Genomic DNA, 18,898 nt, shown 5'->3' with positions numbered 1-18,898 from the left:
CATGTCAAACAGCAACAACAGCGGCACCGTCCTGGTCGACGGCGCCTATTATGAATGGGAACTCCGGCGCGAACCGCAATGGAGTGATGCCGATGGCTGGCGCGGCATGACCGTCGCCCTGCTGCAACAGGGGACGCAGCGCGGCGCCGTGCTCGAATTTCCGCCGCCCAAGCGCCTGCTGAAAGGACTGGCACGCGGCCGGCTCCAGATCAACGACGCCATCGTCGCGCGCGGCGTGCGCGCGGCGCTGGCGGCCGGCTGGGAACCGGAATCGCGTGGCAAGCCGATGCAGTTCGTGGTCGACGCCGACGGCAATTGACGGCACGGGGCTCAGCGCAGGAACGGCACCTTTTCCAGCGCGCGGTGCCCCAGCGACTTCATCCGGTTGCGGCCGGGGAAGGGGGCCGGCGCGCCGGGTTTCAAGCCCAGACCGCGCAGCTTGTGGTTGAACTTGTGCGCGTCGGCGGTCTCGATGCTATATTCGCTGCACCAGGTGAGCGACAGCGAGATGGACACCGCGTCATGCACCTTCACCCAGTGCGGCGCGAACAGCGGCACATAGATGGCCTCGCCCGGCGCGATCCGGATCGGGTTGCCCCGCGCGGCCCATGCATCCTGCCAGGGCAGATAGCGCTGCCCGCCGCTATAATAGCGCTCGAAGAAGTGCTGGCCGATGATCTCCGGGTCGGCCGGCGGGAACAGCGTCATCGTCTTGGTGCCGTGCGCCTGGAACAGGATATTATATTCCGGGTCGAAATGGAGTTGCGTGACCGCCTGCGGGCTGGAGATGAAGATATAGGCGCGCAGCTTGTGCATCGGGCCGGTCACCGCCGCGATCAGCGGCTCGATCTCGCCCAGCACGTCGCGCATCAGCGCGGCATAGGCCGGGTCCTGCTCGATTTCGCGCAGCAGCACCCAGGACCGCGCGGTCTCGATCTGCTCGATCGTCTGCACCGTGGTCAGTCCATTATGCGGCAGCTTCGTCGTCGGCGTGCCCAGAGGAACATCGACCGCGCCATTATGCTCCAGCGTGTGCGCCTTCATCCGGCTGGCGAGTGAAACCATGGCATCGAGCGTCAGCAGCGGGTGATCGCCAAGCTGATGCAGAAGATGGCCGGCAGTTTCCGGATAGATATTCTGGAACAATTGCTTCGACGGCGATGGCAGGACATCCATTCTTCTTACCCCCATGAAGGAAGATGGCGCGCAACCTCTTGCCAATCCTTCCTGAAGATGCGGTAAAGAGCGGCTATTGCCAAGGGGCGATGGGGCAGGAAGACGGGGTGAGAATTTACCCATTTTTATCGCGTAGCGCCTATAGGGAAGGCATGATGGGGCAGGGCAAGACGCGATTGCAGGAACTGGACGCGTTGCGCGGCATCGCGGCCTTTTCCGTGCTGCTCTTCCATTATTTCAACATCTATCCGAAACTCTTCCCCGATGGGCATCGCCTGCCGCCTTTGTTCGAGCATGGCGGCTATGGCGTGCTGCTCTTCTTCGCCATTTCCGGCTTCGTCATCGCCTTCTCGCTGGAAGGAACGCGCAGCGCCGCCGATTTCGCGGTCAAGCGCTTCGCCCGGCTCTACCCGGTCTATTGGGCGGCGATGGCGCTCTCGATCGGCATCGTCCTGCTGCTCGGCGCCGGCCAGTTGCTGCCGCCCGCCTGGGTGATCCCGGTCAACATGACGATGCTGCAGGGCTATTTCTACCTGCCCGCGGTCGACGGCGTCTACTGGACGCTGGGCGTCGAACTCGCCTTCTATTGCTGCATGCTGGCGATCTGGATGGGGCGCGGCTTTGCCCGGCTGGAATGGCTGCTGCTCGGCTGGCTGGCGATCAAGGCCGCGATCGCCGGATGGCATGCGATGCCCAGCCGCCTCGTCATGCTGCTGGTGCTCGACTATATCCCCTTCTTCATCATCGGCATGCTCTTCTACCGCATCTGGTCGGGCCATCGCCGCTGGGGCCAGCAGGCGCCCTTCTTCGTGGCAGCGCTGGCGACGATCGCCTGGGCCGATCCGCGTGAATATCTGGTCGCCGCGCTGCTGGTGATGGCGATCTTCGCTGCGATGCTGCGCGGCTGGCTGCCCTTCCTGCGCGCGCCCCTGTTGCTCTGGCTGGGCGCGATCAGCTATGCCCTCTACCTCATCCACCATAATGCCGGGCTGGCGATCATGCACCTGGTCGACCGCGCCGGCCTGTCCACCTGGATCGGTTTCCTGCTGGCGACCGCCGCCTCGCTGCTGCTGGCAAGCGCGCTGACCTATGGCGTCGAGCGTCCCGCCGCCCGCCGGATCAACCGCTGGTGGCGCGATCGGACCGTGCCACAGGGCGAGCGCGCGACCCAGACCGGCTAGGCGGCCTCGGCCTCCCGCGCATCATGCGCCCGGCGCGCGTCCATGATCGCGCCGACATGGCCCTCGGCCCAGCGGGTGATCTGGTCCAATATGCCGATCAGCCCCTGCGCCATGTCCGTCAGCCGATATTCCACCGTCACCGGCACCGTGGCATAGGCCGCGCGGCTCACCAGCCCGTCCCGCTCCAGGCTTTTCAATGTCTGCGACAGCATCTTCTGCGAAATCGCGCCGATCCGCCGGCGCAGATCGTTGAACCGCACCGGTCCGTCCTTCAACGTCAGCATCACCAGCACCGCCCATTTGTCGCCGATCCGGTCCAGCACATGGCGGGTCGGGCAATCGGGATCATAGGCGTCGCCAGTGCGGGACAGGGGCGTGGGCGCAGTCATGGGGCAGTATCCTCGGCGTAACCAGGTGATGGCAAAGTGCCTTCTTGCGACCATGATATCCCAATCGCTATCTGGTTTCCATTGGTAACTACCCATGGAGAATGAAACATGAAGATCGCGATCATCGGCGGCAGCGGCCGTGCCGGGCGGGAAATCAGCGCGGAACTGGCCCGCCGCGGGCATCAGGTGACGGCGATCTCGCGCCATCCCGAAAATGCGGTGCAGGACGCCGGCGTCACCGCCATCGCCGGCGACGTCAAGGATGCGGCTGCGCTCAGTGCGCTGCTTGCCGGCCATGATGCGGTGGTGAGCGCCGTCATGTTCGCCGACACCGACCCGGCATCGCTGGTCGGCGCTGTCCGCGCGTCGGGCGTGGCCCGCTATCTGGTGGTCGGCGGCGCCGGCAGCCTGGAGGTCGCACCGGGCGTGAAGCTGATCGACACGCCGGAATTTCCCGAAGCCTATAAGGCGGAAGCCGGCCGGGGCGGCGATTTCCTCACCTATTTGCGCGGCGTTAAGGATCTCGACTGGACCTTCCTCTCGCCCTCCGCCCTGTTCTTCGTCGGCGATCGCAAGGGGACATTCCGCCTCGGCACCGACCAGTTGCTGGTCGATGGCGAGGGCAATAGCAGCATCTCCTATGCCGACTATGCCATCGCGCTCGCCGACGAGATCGAGACGCCCAAGCACATCCGCCAGCGCTTCACCGTGGGCTATTAGAGCATCGTGCGCAAAAGTGGGAACCGGTTTTGCGCTTAAAACGATGCGGCAACAAAAACTTAGAGCGCGCGATTTGCGTCGGGTATAACGCAGCGCGCTCTAAGCAAATTCCTCCCCAAGCTTGGCTTGGGGAGGGGGACCGCCGCAGGCGGTGGAGGGGCCAGTGCGTGACCTCGCATCATGTCCCTCCGCCCGTGCTTCCCGTTTCTCGACAGGCTCGAAACGAACGGAAGGTATGGAATGGGTGTCAGGCCACCCCCTCCAGTCTGTCCTGCGTCTTGGTGGCGAAGTCGCTCGCGTCATGCCGCTCGTGCAGCTGATCCTCCAGCGGCCCGTTGGTCTTGTTGACGATCCGCCCGCGCTTCACCGCCGGGCGCGCATCGATCTGCTTCGCCCAGCGCAGCACATGGGTGTAGCTGCTCGCGTCCAGAAACTCCGCCGCGCCATAGACCCGGTTCAGCAGCACGCCCGCATACCAGGGCCATATCGCGATATCGGCGATCGAATATTCGTCGCCCGCCAGATATTCGTTGTCCGCCAGATGCCGGTCCAGCACGTCCAGCTGCCGCTTCACTTCCATCGTGTAGCGGTTGATCGGATATTCGTATTTCTCCGGCGCATAGGCGAAGAAATGGCCAAAGCCGCCGCCCAGGATCGGCGCGCTGCCCATCTGCCAGAACAGCCAGCTCAAGGTCGCGGTGCGCTTGGCCGGATCGGTCGGCAGGAACTTGCCGAACTTCTCGGCCAGATAGAGCAGGATCGCGCCGGATTCGAACACGCGCTGCGGCGGCGACACGCTATGGTCCATCAGCGCGGGGATCTTGCTGTTGGGATTGACGCCGACAAAGCCGCTGCCGAACTGGTCGCCATCGCCGATGCGGATCAGCCAGGCATCATATTCGGCCTGCGTGACGCCCGCCTCCAGCAATTCCTCCAGCAGGATCGTCACCTTCTGCCCATTGGGCGTGCCCAGCGAATAGAGCTGGAGCGGATGCGGGCCGACCGGCAATGGCTTGTCATGGGTGGCGCCGGCGATCGGCCGGTTGATATTGGCAAAGGCGCCGCCCTTATCCTTGTCCCAAATCCAGACGGCGGGCGGGGTATAGCTGTCGGTCATGCGGGCATCGCTCCGATAAGGGCCTGTTCCAATAAAGGCCTGGGATGCCCGGCAGGTAGGAACGGCGCCCGCGCGCTGCAACCGAGCGCCGCTCAACCCCTGTTGATTATTTCTGCTATTCCGGTGCGTGCGTCCGCACCACTAGCACGCTGACCGGCGACTGGTGGATAATCGCCGACGCATTGGACCCCAGCAGCCTGGACGTGAGCGAGGGCTGATGCGATCCGATCACCACCAGATTGGCCTTCAGCCGCGCCGCCTCGGTCAATACCTCGTCCCGCACCCGCCCGCGCCGGGTCAGGAAATGGGTGCGATCAGGCGCCAGCCCGGCCTCGCTCGCCCAGGTCTTCATCGCCGCCAGCGCATCGCGCTCCTCATTCTCGTCGAAACTGCCATCCAGCAACTCGGAATAGCGGGTCGGCAGATAATAGCGGACATACAGCAGATGGACGACGCCCTGGCTCCCGGCCACATCGGCCGCGCCGGCAATGGCGGCACGGGCCAGGTCGGGGGCATTGACATCGACGGCGGCGACGATCGTGGCATAGGACATGGCGCTCTCCTCTTATCGCTTATGCGCCGTCCAACCACCGACGCGCGCGCGGGATGCCCCAGCCATCAAAGATTCCCGACGCGACATGAATAAGGACATGCCGCAATCGCCGGGCAATGGGGGAGGGGGCAGGCGCGGCCATTCCCACCCGCCGTTGGATGATGGAGTGGGGTGGGAAGATGGCTACCTGTTTCACAGCGTCATCCCCGCGCAGGCGGGGATCCATCTCACCAGCTTCGGACCAGATGCGAGGTCAGGAGATGGATTCCCGCCTGCGCGGGGATGACGAAAAGGGTGGGGAGCGGACAGGTCCTTATCCCGTCATGCCAGCGAAGGCTGGCATCTCTCTGTTCTTCTCAGAACCCAAAAGGAAGTGAGATCCCAGCCTTCGCTGGGATGACGAAGTGGGGTGGTTAGCGGAAGGGCGGCTTTCAGATCGTTCAACATGGTAAGCGGACGTTGATGGAAACAGCGGCAGCTGAGAGCGGCGGTCACCGTCGCGCTTCAATAATCTCCACTAGGCCAAGCTGCGGGGAGGATGCTTCCTGCGATGAGAGGTTTAACCAACCAATACACTCATGTGACACAGTGCCTAGCAGCACTGTCCCATTATCGCGGTAGATCGCGAGGTCTTCTGGCAATTTCGGCGATTTCCAATCATACAGGCTGCGGGCTTTCGCGGCCAGGATGTCGATGAAAGAAGGAGTAAGCGGAAACTTCCACAACGGGACCGAATGGCCAATCCTGCCGTTCTCCGGCTCTCCCAATGGCCATCGATCGACCGACCCAAACTCTAAGGACGGTTCCGCAGTCGCAAGAAAATCCGTCCTAGCCGATATGCCCTTCGCGCTACTGGGGAATAGGTCCACCAGCGTTCCATAAGCTTCATGCGCTGCGCAGAAGGCTAAAAGCGCGTCAAGTGATTGGCGACGCGGCTCGCTCACAATTCGATATCGGCAGATTTCATTATTCATGCTGGCATTCTGCCCATCGACCAGATCGTCCGCAATTAGGAAACCGGCCGCAGCTTTTCATTGGCAAAAAATGGTCGATCACGGCACGGCTGGGCTAAATACAGCTTGATGCCAATATGTGTCCGGTGCGCAAAACCATTCAGCGTTTGCGGCGGTTTGGAAGGACGCCAGCTGCCGCATGTCGATCCCATATCGCTGATGCAATGCGAGTAGTTCCCAGAGGTCATCATCGGTTGGAGTGCGGGCAAGCCGGATGAGAAGAGCGGTGCCTCGGCCCTCGTAATCAGATACGACCTCCATCCGATCAAGCCACCCGAAGAAGGTCGCTTCGTCATTCTCGTGATAATAGATGACACTATCTGCAATGATCGTGGCTCTTTCGCTCATCGCGTCATGTCCCACGATCTTCCATCTCGATCAATGACAGCTTTGAGGAATTCGCAGCCCTTGCCGTAATGGCAATAAATGGTCGTCAGCGGCTGTTCCGATTTAGCAACCGATCAAGCAGGCTGCGCTTGCGGATGGTTTCGCCAGACCACCAGATAGGAGTTTTATGATCCCGATCGAGGAAACCTTGGACCTTAATAAAGATCGGGCCACCTCGCTGCCGTTTCCAATCGGCTTCCCATGTGACGGCCATATAACGGCCTTCGGCTTCCGGCCTGACGTCGATCCTTCCAACCGGAATGCGATCCGCTAAATCAACCCAAGCGAAATCAGCGACTTCGTAGAGAACATCACTTACCATGAGTTCAAGTTCTTCACGTTCGGAATCGGTGGGGGCATCCATGATGCCAGCTTACTCCAGTCCCACTATGTCGGCTATCGGAGAGAGGCCGCTGTCCGATTTATGGCTATTTCTGGTCGCAAGCCGCCCACCCACATCCGTCATGCCGGGCTTGACCCGGCATCCCGCTTTTCTATGCAACAGATAAAGAAGCGGGACCCCGGCTCAAGTCCGGGGTGACGATGGCCGCATCTGGTCGTTAGCTGTCAAAGCCGGATATCGTCATTGCGAGCGGAGCGAAGCAATCCACTGGCGCGAGATGGATTGCTTCGCTCCGCTCGCAATGACGGAGATGCTCGCTTCACCGATACTGTCCTACATGCCCGATTTCTGATCTACCCTGCGGATGGATCAGCGCCTTTTTCCGCATCGCCGTCTTTGCCCCGCCCGTCGCCCGATTGACGCGCGGCAGGGGCATATGTGTCGCGTCGCGGTCGCCTCGCCGGCGCATGACGGGCGCGCGCCATGGACCCACGCCCCCACACCCCCGACGCGCGACAGGCGCGTAGGCGACGCGTTCCCGGCGCGTTGGCGGTGCAAAGACCCCGGAAACCCCGTTTACACTGTGAACTTCGACAGGCGCGTGGCCCTGTGCTGTCACCCGTCCGGCCGCCTGTCGCGTCGCAATCGTCGTGCGGTCCGTCGCGCCCGGCATGACGGGGCGGGGCGAGTGCGCTATGGCCTGCGCGCCGGTCCGATCGCTCCCCGATCCATCGGGACGGCGAAAATTTTTATCCTGTCCCACCCTTGACCGGCGAAACGACTTTTCCATATGCATGCCGCTAGCACTCTCCATCCGCGAGTGCTAACAATGAGAGAGTTCATCGGGAGAAGGACAAGGCGGGGCACAATATCGCACGGGGGCATTCCTCTTGCGGGCCGCGCCGGACCCATCCCAGCACAAAGGGAAAGGCAATCATCATGGCATTCCGTCCGTTGCATGACCGCGTTCTCGTTCGCCGCATTGAAGCGGAAGCGAAGACGGCCGGTGGCATCATCATCCCCGACACCGCCAAGGAAAAGCCGCAGGAAGGCGAAATCGTCTCCGTCGGCACCGGCACCAAGGCCGAAGATGGCAAGGTGACCCCGCTGGACGTGAAGGCCGGCGATCGCGTGCTGTTCGGCAAGTGGTCGGGCACCGAAGTCAAGGTCGACGGTGAAGACCTGCTGATCATGAAGGAAAGCGATATCCTGGGCGTCGTCGCCTAAGTCTCGCGCTTTTCCGTTTCCCCATTCTCCTATCAAGAAGGTAAAAGATCATGGCAGCGAAGGACGTAAAGTTTTCGCGTGACGCTCGTGAGCGCATCCTGCGCGGCGTCGACATCCTGGCCGACGCGGTCAAGGTGACCCTTGGCCCGAAGGGCCGCAACGTCGTCATCGACAAGAGCTTCGGCGCCCCCCGCATCACCAAGGACGGCGTCAGCGTCGCCAAGGAAATCGAACTGAAGGACAAGTTCGAGAATATGGGCGCCCAGATGGTCCGCGAAGTTGCTTCGAAGACCAACGACATCGCCGGTGACGGCACCACCACCGCGACCGTTCTGGCCCAGGCCATCGTGCGCGAAGGCATGAAGTCGGTTGCCGCCGGCATGAACCCGATGGACCTGAAGCGCGGCATCGATCTCGCCGTCGCCAAGGTTGTCGAGGACATCCAGTCGCGTTCGAAGCCGGTTTCGGGTTCGAGCGAAGTCGCCCAGGTCGGCATCATCTCGGCCAATGGTGACGTGGAAGTCGGTCAGAAGATCGCCGAAGCCATGGAAAAGGTCGGCAAGGAAGGCGTCATCACCGTGGAAGAGGCCAAGGGTCTCGACTTCGAACTGGACGTCGTCGAAGGCATGCAGTTCGACCGCGGCTACCTGTCGCCCTACTTCATCACCAACCCGGAAAAGATGGCCGTCGAGCTGGCTGATCCCTACATCCTGATCCACGAGAAGAAGCTCTCGAATCTGCAGTCGATCCTGCCGATCCTGGAAGCCGTGGTTCAGTCGGGCCGTCCGCTCCTCATCATCGCCGAAGACATCGAAGGCGAAGCGCTGGCGACCCTGGTCGTCAACAAGCTGCGTGGCGGCCTGAAGGTTGCTGCGGTCAAGGCACCGGGCTTCGGCGACCGCCGCAAGGCCATGCTGGAAGACATCGCCGTCCTGACCAAGGGCGAAGTGATCTCGGAAGACCTGGGCATCAAGCTCGAAAACGTCACCCTGGGCATGCTCGGCACCGCCAAGCGCGTCACCATCGACAAGGACAATACCACCATCGTCGATGGTGCTGGCGACGCCGACTCGATCAAGGGCCGCACCGAGCAGATCCGTGCGCAGATCGAAGTCACCACGTCGGACTATGACCGTGAAAAGCTGCAGGAACGCCTGGCCAAGCTTGCTGGCGGCGTTGCCGTCATCAAGGTCGGCGGTGCGACCGAAGTCGAAGTGAAGGAGCGCAAGGATCGCGTCGACGACGCCCTGCACGCGACCCGCGCTGCCGTCGAAGAAGGCATCGTCCCCGGTGGTGGTACGGCGCTGCTCTACGCGACCAAGGTTCTCGACGGCATTGCCGGTGCCAATGACGACCAGACCCGCGGCATCGACATCGTCCGCAAGTCGCTGACCGCTCTGGTTCGCCAGATCGCCAGCAACGCCGGCCAGGACGGCGCTGTCGTCTCGGGCAAGCTGCTCGACCAGGACGACACCTCGTTCGGCTTCAACGCGGCGACCGACACCTATGAAAACCTGGTCGCCGCTGGCGTCATCGACCCGACCAAGGTCGTGCGCACCGCGCTCCAGAACGCTGCCTCGGTTGCTGGTCTGCTGATCACCACCGAAGCCGCCATCTCGGAACTGCCGGAAGACAAGTCGGCTGTTCCCGCGATGCCGGGCGGCATGGGCGGCATGGGCGGCATGGACTTCTAATCCAGCCTTCCATATCGGAATGAAGAGGCCGGTGGAGCGATCCACCGGCCTTTTTCGTGCCCGCCGATCATGCTGTCCTACAGTGCGTTTCCAGCCCGATATGATCGGGCCTTTGCCGAGGGGGCGGGGCGCGGTGCTGCACATCGGGGAACGGGATTGATCTGCTTTGGTGGGCATGGGATTTACCAAATCTCAAGGCTGACCCGCCACTATGCTGGCACGTGTCACGCCTCGTCCGCCATTTGTGCGCAGTCCTGCGCGCGCGCTTTGCGCCCCGTACCCAGCAGAATGCTGAGGTGCAGGACAGCCTTGTAAAGGCGCTCTATGCCTCCCCGGCTTCGCTACTTTCCGGCGCAATTTCAGGTGGTTCTCTCAGTCTTGTGATCGCCTGGCAGGCCCATGTCCTGACCATGCACATCATCGCCGCGCTGGTCCTTATCGTGGGAATCAGTCGCTCCATTTCGGCCGTCTATTTCCAGCGCGCGCTGGCGCATCAGGATGGGCCGGCGCGTCCGATCTGGGGAATCGCCTATGAAATGGGTGCCTGGATCTATGCCGCGCTGCTGGGCCTTCAATCGCTCGCGACCTTGACGATCAGCCAGGATGCGACCCTGCATGTGCTGGCCGTCGGCATGGTGGCCTCCTATGCGGGCGGCATTTCCGGGCGCAATGCCGGCCGGGTCCATGTCGCCGTCGGCCAGACCTGCTTCACCATGCTGCCGACCTCGATCGGCCTGCTGATCGCGGGCGGCGCCGGCTATGTCGTCCTTGGCATCCTCTGCTTCCTGATGATCTTCGCCATGGCGGAAATCACAAAGACCACCCACCGCATCGTGCTCGAGGCGTTGCAGGGCAAGCAGGAGAAGAGCAACCTCGCGATCAAGTTCGAGCGGCTTGCCCGCTATGACAGTCTGACCGGCGTGGAAAACCGCATGGCGATGCAGATGCGGCTGCGCGACCTGTTCGACAATCGCATTTCCGATGCGGATCAGACCGCAGTCCTGTGGATGGACCTCGACCGGTTCAAGGAAATCAACGACACGCTGGGCCATATCGTCGGCGACCAGCTCCTGTGCCAGGTAGCCGAGCGGCTGACCCGTGCGCTCGACCGGCGCGGCCATGTCGCACGCTTCGGCGGCGACGAATTCGTCCTGATCTGTCCGGGTATCAGCCGCATCCAGGCCGAAGTGATTGCGGCCGACATCACCCGCATTCTGGCCGGCGATTTCGAGGTCGGCGGCCATCACCTGACCATCTCGGCCTCGATGGGCATTGCCGTCGCGCCCGACGATGGCGGCGATGGCGATGAACTGCTCCAGCATGCCGATCTCGCGCTCTACAAGGCCAAGCATGCCGGGCGGAACCGCCATGCCCAGTTCGACTGGAGCATGAAGGAGCGGCAGAACCGCACCTATGAGCTGGAGACCGGACTGCGCAGCGCACTCGCCAATGGCGAGTTGCAGCTTCATTATCAGCCGATATTCGATACCGAGACCGGCCGGATCACCATCTGCGAGGCGCTGATGCGCTGGCAGCATCCGGAACTGGGCTGGATTTCCCCCGCCGAATTCATCCCGATCGCCGAAAGCTCGGCCCTGATCGAGCCGATGACCAACTGGGCATTGGTCCAGGCGTGCCGGGACGCGATGGGCTGGGACGAGGATATCCGGGTCGCGGTCAATATCTCGCCGGCGCTCATCAAGACCGACGGCCTGCCGCGCGCGGTCATCTCCGCGCTGCTCCAGTCGGGCCTCAAGGCCCGCCGGCTGGAACTGGAAGTCACCGAATCCATCTTCCTGGAGGATGACCGTCGCACCCACCTGATCCTCAGCGAATTGCGCCGCATCGGCCTGCGCCTGGCGCTCGACGATTTCGGCACCGGCTATTCCTCGCTGGGGGCTTTGCGCACCCATGAGTTCGACACGATCAAGGTCGATCAGAGTTTCATGCGCGGCGTCGGCGAAAATCCCCGGGACCGTGCCATCGCCCAGTCCGTCGCCTATCTGGCCCGCGCACTGGAGGTGGAGACGGTGGCCGAGGGGATCGAGACCGAGGAGCAGTTGCGCTATGCCCGCGAAACCGGTTTCACCAACGTCCAGGGCTTCGTTCTCAGCCGGCCGGTCCCGATCGGCGAATTGCTGGCCCTGCTGAAGCGCAACAGCGCCGACGTTCATGACATGGCGGCGCTGATCCGCCAGCGCCGCCTGGCCTGACCCCTATTTGGTGAGGCGCGTCTGGGCCGACGCCAGCCGGCGCATCATGCGGATATCCTTTAGGTCGGTCTTGAGCGCCGAAGCGGCCCAATTCTCGACAATATCCTTCAGTTCGTCATGATGCAGCGGATCGACCCGGCGCCCGGCCTCATAGACGCCGACATGGCCGGCATGGTGCGGGCGATTGCGGGCGACGAAATCGCGCACCGCCGCTTCGCCCTCGCCATCCTCGACCAGCGTATGGACGATGCCCATGTCGAACATCTCTTCCGCGGTGAAGACCTTGCCCGACAGGATCATGCGCTCGGCCGCCAGCCGGCCCAGCTTGCGCGACAGGATCGAATAGGCGCCCATGCCGGGGAACAGGCCGAACAGCATTTCGGGCAGGCCGAAGCGGGCGCTGCGTTCGGCGATCACCACGTCGAAACAGAGCAAGGCCTCGAACCCGCCGCCCAGCGCATCGCCCTGTGCCAGCGCGATCGACACCACCGGCATGTCGCCATTGCGCCAGGTGCGATGCACGACATCGATGCAGGCATGGCCATATTGAACCAGGCCAGGCAGGTCGCCACGCTCGATGCAGCCGGCGAACAGTTCCAGGTCGCCGCCCAGATTGAACACGCCGGGGAAGCGGGAGCCGGCCACCATATATTTGACGGGCAACTGGCCGGCGTCGAACAGCCGCTTGGTTTCCGCATACCAATAACGCACGTCGCGCAACATGGTCATGCTGAAATTGGGGCGGTTGGCAGGCGTCATGAAGGCCCACAGGATTTCGGATTCGGCCTCCCACTGCACGTCGATCTGGCCCAGGTCGAACAGTTTGGAAGGGGAGGTGCCAGACGTTACGGCATCCTCATTAAAGGTCTCGATCCCGAACGCGGCTTCCACTTCGGTCGCGCGGTCGTCAGCTGCACTAAAGCGTCCTGAATCAATCATATGCGCCCCATTTTTTTATTGAATCTGAACCTTCGACGGTCGGGCGCATGATGCAGTGCGGGACAAATAGTTGACAGATCATTAACCATTTTTATCCGAAACTGTTGCGCAGAAGGCGCGCTAAAAACACCGAAATGGCGAGTGTTGTTGCGATATCGCAACAGAAAATTTCGATGACCCTTTTCACTCTGTCTGCTCAGCCCTTTGTTAACCATTGTTAATTAGAGCGGTGCCATGGACATGCACCGCCTTCCGGCTCGCAAGAATGTGACACTCACGCTACAGGATGCGCAGGGCCAGCCCTGGACCTTGCGCCTGTCCACCGATTGCCTGCGCTTCATCGGCCGCTATCGCCGGGTCGCGGGCTTCGACATCGACGCGATGACCCTGTTCGACGGCGTCCGTCGGGCCGGCTGACCGGGCTTCGGGCCGCGCTCCCCTTGTGCGCGCGCGCGTTCGCTCCTAGAGCGCGGCGATGACCAAGCCCCGCTTTTCCTTCTCGATCGCCGCCACCGACGGCAAGGCCCGCACCGGCACGATCCAGATGCGCCGTGGCGAGATTCGCACCCCCGCCTTCATGCCGGTTGGCACCGCCGCCACCGTCAAGGCGATGCGTCCGGCCGAAGTGCGCGCCACTGGCGCCGACATCATCCTGGGCAACACCTATCATCTGATGCTGCGCCCCGGTGCCGAGCGCATGGCGCGACTGGGCGGCCTGCACGGCTTCATGGGCTGGGACCGGCCGATCCTGACCGACAGCGGTGGCTATCAGGTGATGAGCCTGAGCGCTCTCACCAAGATGAGCGAGGAGGGGGTTGCCTTCTCCAGCCATCTCGACGGCTCCAAGCATATGCTCAGCCCCGAGCGTTCGATGGAGATCCAGCGGCTGCTCGACAGCGACATCGTCATGGCCTTCGATGAATGCACCAAGAATGGCTGCACCCATGACGAGGCCGCCAGGTCGATGGAGCGATCGATGCGCTGGGCCAAGCGCTCGCGCGACGGCTTCGACGCTGGTGGCGAGCATGCCGAGCGCGCCGCCTTGTTCGGCATCCAGCAGGGTTCGCTCGACGAAGGGCTGCGCAAGATTTCGGCGGAGAAACTGATCGAGATCGGTTTCGACGGATACGCCGTGGGCGGCCTGGCGGTAGGCGAGGGGCAGGAGGCGATGTTCGCCACGCTCGACTTTGCGCCCGACATGCTGCCGCAGGACAAGCCGCGCTACCTGATGGGCGTGGGCAAGCCCGACGATATCGTCGGCGCCGTGGAGCGCGGTATCGACATGTTCGATTGCGTGCTGCCGACCCGGTCGGGCCGCAATGGCCAGGCCTTCACCTGGGCGGGGCCGCTCAATATCCGCAATGCCAAGTTCAACGAAGATCTGGGGCCGCTCGATCCGCGCTGCGGCTGCCCGGTCTGCGCGACCTGGAGCCGTGCCTATCTCCATCACCTAGTGAAGTCGGGTGAGATGCTGGGCGCGATGCTGATGACCCAGCATAATATTCATTTCTACCAGGAACTGATGCAGGGGCTGCGCGACAATATCGCGGCCGGCACGCTGTCGCGCTTCACTGCGGATTTCCGCCGCGATTACCAGCGGGTCTGACGCCTTTTAGGGAATGACGCTGATCGCGATGCCGTAGCGGCCTGCTTCGGCATCATGGTCCAGTGGCGATCGCAACTGGCGCGACAGGCCGGTCAGCACCCGGCCATAGCGTTCCGCCAGCAGCACCGTCATCGCCGGTCCTGCGCGCAATGCGGGGGAGGTCATCTGCAAAAGGGCGCGGTCCTCCCGCTCAGTCTCCAGATGTACCGAAATCCGCATCGTCGCGCGCGGATCGGACAGCATCGCCAGTTCGACCAGTTCGGTCACCAGGAAGGCGACCGGGACGGCGACGTCCTGGCTGATATGCAGGTCGTCGTCGCTGTCGATCTGAATGCCGAAGCGACGCGCTTCATGCGGCGCGGTGCCGCGCAGACTGGCGGACAATTCACTGATCAGCGGGCGTACACCGACGCCGCGATTATCCTCCAGTTCGGCGAAATGGTTGCGATGCACCACCGACAGGGCATCGACCCGCCGCTGGATCGATCCATAGGCTGATACCGCTTCGGGCTCATGCGCCGACCGGGCATGCAGGCTGATCAGGCTGGCGATGATCTGCAGGTTGTTCTTGACCCGATGATGGACCTCGCGGGTCAGCTTGCGCTGGGTGTCGAGCGCGGCGGCCATTTCCGCCTCATGGGTGGCGACATCCTCGCTGATCTCGCGGAAGGTCTCGCCCAGGTCGCTGATCTCGTGCGCGGGCGTGCGGATGCGCCGCAGCGGTTCCAGCACCTCGCCCGGCTGATAGGCGGCCACCTGGCGCCGCAGCAGCACCAGCGGGCGGATCAGCAGCCGGTTGACCACGAACCAGCCGATCGCGGCGGCGGCAAACCACATCACCAGCGGCAGGAACAGTGACAGCAGCCGCGCGATCGTCGCCGGCGGCTCGCGCACCGTCATGGTCAGCAAGATGTCGGGCGGGTCGAGCCGGGCGGACAGGCTGCTGCTATCGCCATCGATCCGGCTGCCGGGCCGGCTGACGATCATCTGCCGCTCGCCCTGGCGCAGGCTGAGTTGACGATTCTGCAGCGCGGTCGCCGGGTCGGCAACGCTTTCGAGATGCGGGCGCGCATAATAAGCGAGCGCCGCGACGCGATTGTCCCTGCTATGGGTGCGCGACAGCAGGAAATCGCCCGATGGCAGCAGTTCGACGCGCGGACCGACAAAGCGGCGCGCAGCCGGGATGCCGACCGGTTCCGGCGTAGCCGATCCGCACAGTTTCTTGCCGGACCGGTCGTAGATATAGAAACGAATGCCGTCCCGGTCCTGCGCGGTGAGGAAGAAGGACAACCGATTGCAGATTTCGCCGTCCGCCTTCCCGTCGGCCAGCGCATTGACGGTCAGGCCCAGCGCGGTGCGGTCGGCATTGAGGTCGGCGGTCAGCTTGCGCGCGCTCTGCGTGACCGCGACGCGCAGCAATGCTTCCTTCTCAAGGTCGGCAGTGCGAATCGCCTGCAGCGAAGCCACGAGCGCGATCAGCCCCAGCGGCAGCAGCGCAAGCGTCAGGATGAGGAACATCTTGACGCCGGTGGACCGGAGATAGACGCCGAACATGGTCATGGGGGATCTGGAGCGTCCTTGTGGGGGTGGCATAACGGCGCCACCCTGACCAGCGATGATCAGTCCAGTTTGCTGAGCAGGTCCAGCATTTCTGCGGGAATATCTTCGTCGACCGTGCGCTGGTAGACGGACTTGAGCACCTGGGAAACCTGTGCTTCGTCCTTCTTTGCAGGGGTGCCGCGCTTGCGCGCTGTGGGCGCAGTCTTCATATCGCGGTCGTGGATGGTCGTGCCGACGTCAATGTCCCCTCCCATCCTGTCCCGTTCCGTTGTTGAAGAAACCAAAATCAGCCCCTCTGAAGCTAAATCCGTGACGCCAGCTCATCCGCTATTTCGCCGCAACGCAAAGCGGCGTCAATTCACCAAGCTGGGCAAATTTCACCAAAAAGCTGTTACCGTCGAAAAAACCGGACGAGAGTGAAACAAATCTTGGTGTTGATGGTTCCGGCATTCGAAGCATTTTTTGCACCGTCGGTCATTCGGCGGCGGGGGGAGAGGGGGCTTGCCAGCGCGGCATCGTCATCCCATCCTCCAGCAGAGCCGATGTTTTGGACAACAGGCCCGACAGGGCAGGGAGAAGACTTACCGATGTCGCTTGGACAGCAACTGCACCCCCATCTTCCTTTCTTGCGGCGTTATGCGCGCGCGCTGACCGGCAGCCAGACCCATGGCGATGCCTATGTGCGCGCCACGCTGGAAGCGATCGTCGCCGCGCCGGAGGAATTCCCCAGCGGTGTCGATCCGCGCCTCGGCCTCTACAAGACCTTTCATGCGATCTGGTCGTCCTCTCACCTCGACGACGAACCCGGTTTTTCGGGCTCGCTCGGGCAGGAGGCGATCGCCCATGCCCGCCTTGCGCGCCTGACCCCGTTGCCGCGCCAGGCGCTGCTGCTGACCGCGCTCGAAGGCTTCACGTCTGAAGATGCCGGCTATCTGATCGGCCTCGACGCGGCGGATGTCGAAGCGCTGGTCGAGGAAGCGCTGGCGGAAATCGAGGCGCAGACCCGCGCCAAGGTGCTGATCATCGAGGATGAGCCGATCATCGCGATGGATATCGAGACGATCGTGCGCGACCTTGGCCATGATGTCACGGCCATTGCCGTCACCCGTGAGGATGCGGTGCGCGAGGCGCTGGCGGAACGTCCCGGCCTGGTGCTGGCCGACATCCAGCTGGCCGACGATTCAAGCGGCATCGACGCGGTGAAGGACATCCTGGCCGAATTTTCGGTGCCGGTGATCTTCATCACCGCCTTCCCCGAGCGGCTGCTGACCGGCGAACGGCCCGAGCCGACCTTCCTCATTACCAAGCCGTTCCAGCGTTCGACCGTCAAGGCCGCGATTTCGCAGGCCCTTTTCTTTGACGAGGCGACCGCCCCGGCCTGACCCTCGCCTTCCCGCCGGCTGATCCTTTGTGACGGTCGGCGGAACCCTCCCCGACATGGCGCGTTGAATATGCGTAACGATCGGAGAGGGCCAATGGCCGACGAGGAACAGCATATTTCAACGCAGGATGCGCGGAGTGGCACGACGCCGCACGTCGTCCGTTATGTGCTGGGCATCTCGCTCGCGCTGGCGGTGATTGCGATGCTGCTCGTAATCTGGCGGTGAGACAGTAGAAAAATGGGCATTTCTAGGGGTATCTCAGGAATTGGCCTTTGGCGGTAATCGATCTAGGGTGCGGATGCATATATGGCTTTGACGACTTCGGTTCATGCCGCGAGGGCGACAGTCGAGACGGGGGTTGCTGCCGTGGATGAAGGGCTGAATCAGGCGCCGCGCGAGGCATTGTCGGACAGCGAGTTCAAGCGTGAACTGGCTGCTGTCATTCCTCATCTGCGCGCCTTCGGACGATCCCTGTCGGGTAACCGCGATACCGCCGATGATCTCGTGCAGGAAACGCTGCTGAAGGCGTGGGCCGCCCGTGCCCGTTTCCAGGCCGGCACCAACATGCGCGCCTGGACCTTCATCATCCTGCGCAACCATTATCTTTCGCAGATGCGTCGCTCGCGCTTCCGTGGCGACTGGGACGATCTGACCGCTGATCGACTGCTCGCGGCGCCGGCGGGGCAGGACAAGCATGTCGAACTCTCCGACATGCAGCGTGCCCTGCTGCAATTGCCCCAGCCCCAGCGCGAGGCATTGATCCTCGTTGGCGCGGGCGGCTTTGCCTATGAGGAAGCGGCGGAGATTTGCGGCGTCGCGGTTGGAACGATCAAGAGCCGCGTTGCGCGTGGTCGATCTGCACTGGAACAGATTCTCGAAGATGGTTCGCTCCCGTCACGCCGGACGCAGGCAACGACCGATACGGCCGTGCTTGACGAGATCATGGACGATGTCGATCGCCTGAGCCGCGGTCGCATCTCGGATAACCTGGTCGACCATGGCGCCGACGATGACGGCGATGATGATATCGCGGGCAAAGCCGCCGACTATTGAGGCGGCATGCTATGCCGCAGACCGGATATGGAACGATCCGCCCGGCCTGTCGGTTGAAATGGCATGGGAAGGACGCAGGCCATGGGCAACGACCCGCAACATCGACAGGATCGGACGGCTCGGCGCGGTGATCGGCCGCAGGGCAGCGGCGGTATTGTCTTCGCGCTGGTCGCGCTGGCCCTGATCCTGGCTATCGGTTTCTTCTACCTTACCAATGAAAGTCGTCAGGACCGGCGCGCCGATGCCATTACCCAGGCAGCGGACTCGGTCGACAATGGCGCCCGGATCGTCGGCGAAGCCGCGCGCGATGCGGCTGACAAGTTGCGCAACAACAATTGAGCATCG

At 62.9% G+C, this 18,898-nt stretch carries 23 protein-coding genes; 13 read left to right on the top strand and 10 right to left on the bottom strand.

The genetic code is table 11. The features are described from left to right. Position 1 precedes the first annotated feature (1 nt). On the top strand, positions 2 to 319 hold the full coding sequence (locus tag GGQ90_RS09490; RefSeq protein WP_188081932.1) for a hypothetical protein: 318 nt from the start codon (positions 2 to 4) through the stop codon (positions 317 to 319). Between the two features lie 11 nt (positions 320 to 330). Here GGQ90_RS09490 and GGQ90_RS09485 read toward each other — a convergent pair whose 3' ends face one another. Further along, on the bottom strand, positions 331 to 1,176 hold the full coding sequence (locus GGQ90_RS09485) for a cupin-like domain-containing protein (RefSeq protein ID WP_188081931.1): 846 nt from the start codon (positions 1,174 to 1,176) through the stop codon (positions 331 to 333). 152 nt (positions 1,177 to 1,328) lie between these two features. On the opposite strand from GGQ90_RS09485, the gene GGQ90_RS09480 reads away from it, so the two are divergent. After that, positions 1,329 to 2,357, top strand: a complete 1,029-nt coding sequence (locus GGQ90_RS09480) for an acyltransferase family protein (RefSeq protein ID WP_188081930.1) — start codon at positions 1,329 to 1,331, stop codon at positions 2,355 to 2,357. Here the strand turns inward: GGQ90_RS09480 and GGQ90_RS09475 are convergent. After that, positions 2,354 to 2,746: a winged helix-turn-helix transcriptional regulator gene (locus tag GGQ90_RS09475; protein ID WP_188081929.1), complete on the bottom strand. Its 393-nt coding sequence runs from the start codon at positions 2,744 to 2,746 to the stop codon at positions 2,354 to 2,356. The genes GGQ90_RS09480 and GGQ90_RS09475 overlap by 4 nt on opposite strands. 108 nt (positions 2,747 to 2,854) lie before the next feature. Here GGQ90_RS09475 and GGQ90_RS09470 point away from each other — a divergent pair, with 108 nt between their 5' ends. After that, positions 2,855 to 3,466 carry an NAD(P)-dependent oxidoreductase gene (locus GGQ90_RS09470; protein ID WP_188081928.1) on the top strand — a complete coding sequence of 204 codons (612 nt, stop codon included), beginning with the start codon at positions 2,855 to 2,857 and terminating at the stop codon, positions 3,464 to 3,466. Positions 3,467 to 3,713: 247 nt separating this feature from the next. Here GGQ90_RS09470 and yghU read toward each other — a convergent pair whose 3' ends face one another. The 5 genes from yghU to GGQ90_RS09445 all read right to left on the bottom strand — a co-directional run bounded on the left by yghU (position 3,714) and on the right by GGQ90_RS09445 (position 6,900). Beyond that, positions 3,714 to 4,583: a glutathione-dependent disulfide-bond oxidoreductase gene (gene yghU, locus GGQ90_RS09465; protein WP_188081927.1), complete on the bottom strand. Its 870-nt coding sequence runs from the start codon at positions 4,581 to 4,583 to the stop codon at positions 3,714 to 3,716. 115 nt (positions 4,584 to 4,698) lie between these two features. Further along, on the bottom strand, positions 4,699 to 5,136 hold the full coding sequence (locus GGQ90_RS09460; RefSeq protein WP_188081926.1) for a universal stress protein: 438 nt from the start codon (positions 5,134 to 5,136) through the stop codon (positions 4,699 to 4,701). A 491-nt stretch (positions 5,137 to 5,627) separates the two neighbouring features. Then, on the bottom strand, positions 5,628 to 6,110 hold the full coding sequence (locus GGQ90_RS09455; protein WP_188081925.1) for a hypothetical protein: 483 nt from the start codon (positions 6,108 to 6,110) through the stop codon (positions 5,628 to 5,630). A 78-nt stretch (positions 6,111 to 6,188) separates the two neighbouring features. Continuing rightward, positions 6,189 to 6,497, bottom strand: coding sequence for a hypothetical protein (locus GGQ90_RS09450; protein ID WP_037486791.1), 309 nt, complete (start codon positions 6,495 to 6,497; stop codon positions 6,189 to 6,191). An 85-nt stretch (positions 6,498 to 6,582) separates the two neighbouring features. Continuing rightward, the gene (locus tag GGQ90_RS09445) at positions 6,583 to 6,900 is read right to left on the bottom strand and encodes a hypothetical protein (RefSeq protein WP_188081924.1); all 318 of its coding nucleotides are present in this window, start codon (positions 6,898 to 6,900) and stop codon (positions 6,583 to 6,585) included. A 918-nt stretch (positions 6,901 to 7,818) separates the two neighbouring features. Between GGQ90_RS09445 and groES the strand changes: the two genes are divergently transcribed. From groES to GGQ90_RS09430, 3 genes are all read left to right on the top strand, one after another. Continuing rightward, complete coding sequence (groES, locus tag GGQ90_RS09440) at positions 7,819 to 8,106, top strand: co-chaperone GroES (RefSeq protein ID WP_188081923.1); 288 nt, start codon at positions 7,819 to 7,821, stop codon at positions 8,104 to 8,106. A gap of 50 nt (positions 8,107 to 8,156) precedes the next feature. Continuing rightward, entirely contained in the window at positions 8,157 to 9,800 is a 1,644-nt protein-coding gene (groL, locus tag GGQ90_RS09435; RefSeq protein WP_188081922.1) for a chaperonin GroEL, read from the top strand. 221 nt (positions 9,801 to 10,021) lie between these two features. Beyond that, positions 10,022 to 12,013 carry an EAL domain-containing protein gene (locus GGQ90_RS09430; RefSeq protein WP_188081921.1) on the top strand — a complete coding sequence of 664 codons (1,992 nt, stop codon included), beginning with the start codon at positions 10,022 to 10,024 and terminating at the stop codon, positions 12,011 to 12,013. A gap of 3 nt (positions 12,014 to 12,016) precedes the next feature. Here GGQ90_RS09430 and GGQ90_RS09425 read toward each other — a convergent pair whose 3' ends face one another. Continuing rightward, positions 12,017 to 12,952 (bottom strand): crotonase/enoyl-CoA hydratase family protein, encoded by a 936-nt coding sequence (locus tag GGQ90_RS09425; RefSeq protein WP_188081920.1) that lies wholly within the window; start codon positions 12,950 to 12,952, stop codon positions 12,017 to 12,019. A 240-nt stretch (positions 12,953 to 13,192) separates the two neighbouring features. Between GGQ90_RS09425 and GGQ90_RS09420 the strand changes: the two genes are divergently transcribed. Then, positions 13,193 to 13,369 carry a hypothetical protein gene (locus tag GGQ90_RS09420; protein ID WP_380767121.1) on the top strand — a complete coding sequence of 59 codons (177 nt, stop codon included), beginning with the start codon at positions 13,193 to 13,195 and terminating at the stop codon, positions 13,367 to 13,369. Positions 13,370 to 13,427: 58 nt separating this feature from the next. Next, positions 13,428 to 14,558, top strand: a complete 1,131-nt coding sequence (gene tgt, locus GGQ90_RS09415; RefSeq protein ID WP_188081918.1) for a tRNA guanosine(34) transglycosylase Tgt — start codon at positions 13,428 to 13,430, stop codon at positions 14,556 to 14,558. A 6-nt stretch (positions 14,559 to 14,564) separates the two neighbouring features. Here tgt and GGQ90_RS09410 read toward each other — a convergent pair whose 3' ends face one another. Together GGQ90_RS09410 and GGQ90_RS09405 are read right to left on the bottom strand one after the other, a co-directional pair. Next, positions 14,565 to 16,118, bottom strand: coding sequence for a sensor histidine kinase (locus tag GGQ90_RS09410; RefSeq protein WP_188081917.1), 1,554 nt, complete (start codon positions 16,116 to 16,118; stop codon positions 14,565 to 14,567). Between the two features lie 59 nt (positions 16,119 to 16,177). Continuing rightward, a complete protein-coding gene (locus GGQ90_RS09405) occupies positions 16,178 to 16,327 on the bottom strand; it encodes a NepR family anti-sigma factor (protein WP_246428190.1) in 150 nt (49 codons plus the stop codon). 31 nt (positions 16,328 to 16,358) lie between these two features. Between GGQ90_RS09405 and GGQ90_RS28985 the strand changes: the two genes are divergently transcribed. The 5 genes from GGQ90_RS28985 (at position 16,359) to GGQ90_RS09390 (ending at position 18,892) form a co-directional block, all read left to right on the top strand. Then, entirely contained in the window at positions 16,359 to 16,538 is a 180-nt protein-coding gene (locus tag GGQ90_RS28985; protein WP_223178189.1) for a hypothetical protein, read from the top strand. Between the two features lie 167 nt (positions 16,539 to 16,705). Then, a complete protein-coding gene (locus GGQ90_RS09400) occupies positions 16,706 to 17,500 on the top strand; it encodes a response regulator (protein ID WP_188081915.1) in 795 nt (264 codons plus the stop codon). Positions 17,501 to 17,593: 93 nt separating this feature from the next. Continuing rightward, positions 17,594 to 17,725 carry a hypothetical protein gene (locus tag GGQ90_RS29680; protein WP_281391432.1) on the top strand — a complete coding sequence of 44 codons (132 nt, stop codon included), beginning with the start codon at positions 17,594 to 17,596 and terminating at the stop codon, positions 17,723 to 17,725. An 81-nt stretch (positions 17,726 to 17,806) separates the two neighbouring features. Next, positions 17,807 to 18,553: a sigma-70 family RNA polymerase sigma factor gene (locus GGQ90_RS09395; protein ID WP_223178188.1), complete on the top strand. Its 747-nt coding sequence runs from the start codon at positions 17,807 to 17,809 to the stop codon at positions 18,551 to 18,553. An 81-nt stretch (positions 18,554 to 18,634) separates the two neighbouring features. Further along, entirely contained in the window at positions 18,635 to 18,892 is a 258-nt protein-coding gene (locus GGQ90_RS09390) for a hypothetical protein (RefSeq protein ID WP_188081914.1), read from the top strand. Positions 18,893 to 18,898: the final 6 nt, after the last annotated feature.

This window comes from Sphingobium scionense (assembly GCF_014197035.1).
Taxonomy (GTDB): Bacteria; Pseudomonadota; Alphaproteobacteria; order Sphingomonadales; family Sphingomonadaceae; genus Sphingobium; species Sphingobium scionense.
Note: the sequence above shows the minus strand (reverse complement) of the source record. Positions and strands in the feature narration are given on the sequence as shown.

Excerpts from the sequence above, each read along its gene's own strand:
- GGQ90_RS09490 (WP_188081932.1), top strand. The coding sequence starts at position 2 with ATGTCAAACAGCAACAACAGCGGCACCGTCCTGGTCGACGGCGCCTAT.
- GGQ90_RS09485 (WP_188081931.1), bottom strand. The coding sequence starts at position 1,176 with ATGGATGTCCTGCCATCGCCGTCGAAGCAATTGTTCCAGAATATCTAT.
- GGQ90_RS09480 (WP_188081930.1), top strand. The coding sequence starts at position 1,329 with ATGATGGGGCAGGGCAAGACGCGATTGCAGGAACTGGACGCGTTGCGC.
- GGQ90_RS09475 (WP_188081929.1), bottom strand. The coding sequence starts at position 2,746 with ATGACTGCGCCCACGCCCCTGTCCCGCACTGGCGACGCCTATGATCCC.
- GGQ90_RS09470 (WP_188081928.1), top strand. The coding sequence starts at position 2,855 with ATGAAGATCGCGATCATCGGCGGCAGCGGCCGTGCCGGGCGGGAAATC.
- yghU (WP_188081927.1), bottom strand. The coding sequence starts at position 4,583 with ATGACCGACAGCTATACCCCGCCCGCCGTCTGGATTTGGGACAAGGAT.
- GGQ90_RS09460 (WP_188081926.1), bottom strand. The coding sequence starts at position 5,136 with ATGTCCTATGCCACGATCGTCGCCGCCGTCGATGTCAATGCCCCCGAC.
- GGQ90_RS09455 (WP_188081925.1), bottom strand. The coding sequence starts at position 6,110 with ATGAATAATGAAATCTGCCGATATCGAATTGTGAGCGAGCCGCGTCGC.
- GGQ90_RS09450 (WP_037486791.1), bottom strand. The coding sequence starts at position 6,497 with ATGAGCGAAAGAGCCACGATCATTGCAGATAGTGTCATCTATTATCAC.
- GGQ90_RS09445 (WP_188081924.1), bottom strand. The coding sequence starts at position 6,900 with ATGGATGCCCCCACCGATTCCGAACGTGAAGAACTTGAACTCATGGTA.
- groES (WP_188081923.1), top strand. The coding sequence starts at position 7,819 with ATGGCATTCCGTCCGTTGCATGACCGCGTTCTCGTTCGCCGCATTGAA.
- groL (WP_188081922.1), top strand. The coding sequence starts at position 8,157 with ATGGCAGCGAAGGACGTAAAGTTTTCGCGTGACGCTCGTGAGCGCATC.
- GGQ90_RS09425 (WP_188081920.1), bottom strand. The coding sequence starts at position 12,952 with ATGATTGATTCAGGACGCTTTAGTGCAGCTGACGACCGCGCGACCGAA.
- GGQ90_RS09420 (WP_380767121.1), top strand. The coding sequence starts at position 13,193 with ATGCACCGCCTTCCGGCTCGCAAGAATGTGACACTCACGCTACAGGAT.
- tgt (WP_188081918.1), top strand. The coding sequence starts at position 13,428 with ATGACCAAGCCCCGCTTTTCCTTCTCGATCGCCGCCACCGACGGCAAG.
- GGQ90_RS09410 (WP_188081917.1), bottom strand. The coding sequence starts at position 16,118 with ATGACCATGTTCGGCGTCTATCTCCGGTCCACCGGCGTCAAGATGTTC.
- GGQ90_RS09405 (WP_246428190.1), bottom strand. The coding sequence starts at position 16,327 with ATGAAGACTGCGCCCACAGCGCGCAAGCGCGGCACCCCTGCAAAGAAG.
- GGQ90_RS28985 (WP_223178189.1), top strand. The coding sequence starts at position 16,359 with ATGTCCCCTCCCATCCTGTCCCGTTCCGTTGTTGAAGAAACCAAAATC.
- GGQ90_RS09400 (WP_188081915.1), top strand. The coding sequence starts at position 16,706 with ATGTCGCTTGGACAGCAACTGCACCCCCATCTTCCTTTCTTGCGGCGT.
- GGQ90_RS29680 (WP_281391432.1), top strand. The coding sequence starts at position 17,594 with ATGGCCGACGAGGAACAGCATATTTCAACGCAGGATGCGCGGAGTGGC.
- GGQ90_RS09395 (WP_223178188.1), top strand. The coding sequence starts at position 17,807 with ATGGCTTTGACGACTTCGGTTCATGCCGCGAGGGCGACAGTCGAGACG.
- GGQ90_RS09390 (WP_188081914.1), top strand. The coding sequence starts at position 18,635 with ATGGGCAACGACCCGCAACATCGACAGGATCGGACGGCTCGGCGCGGT.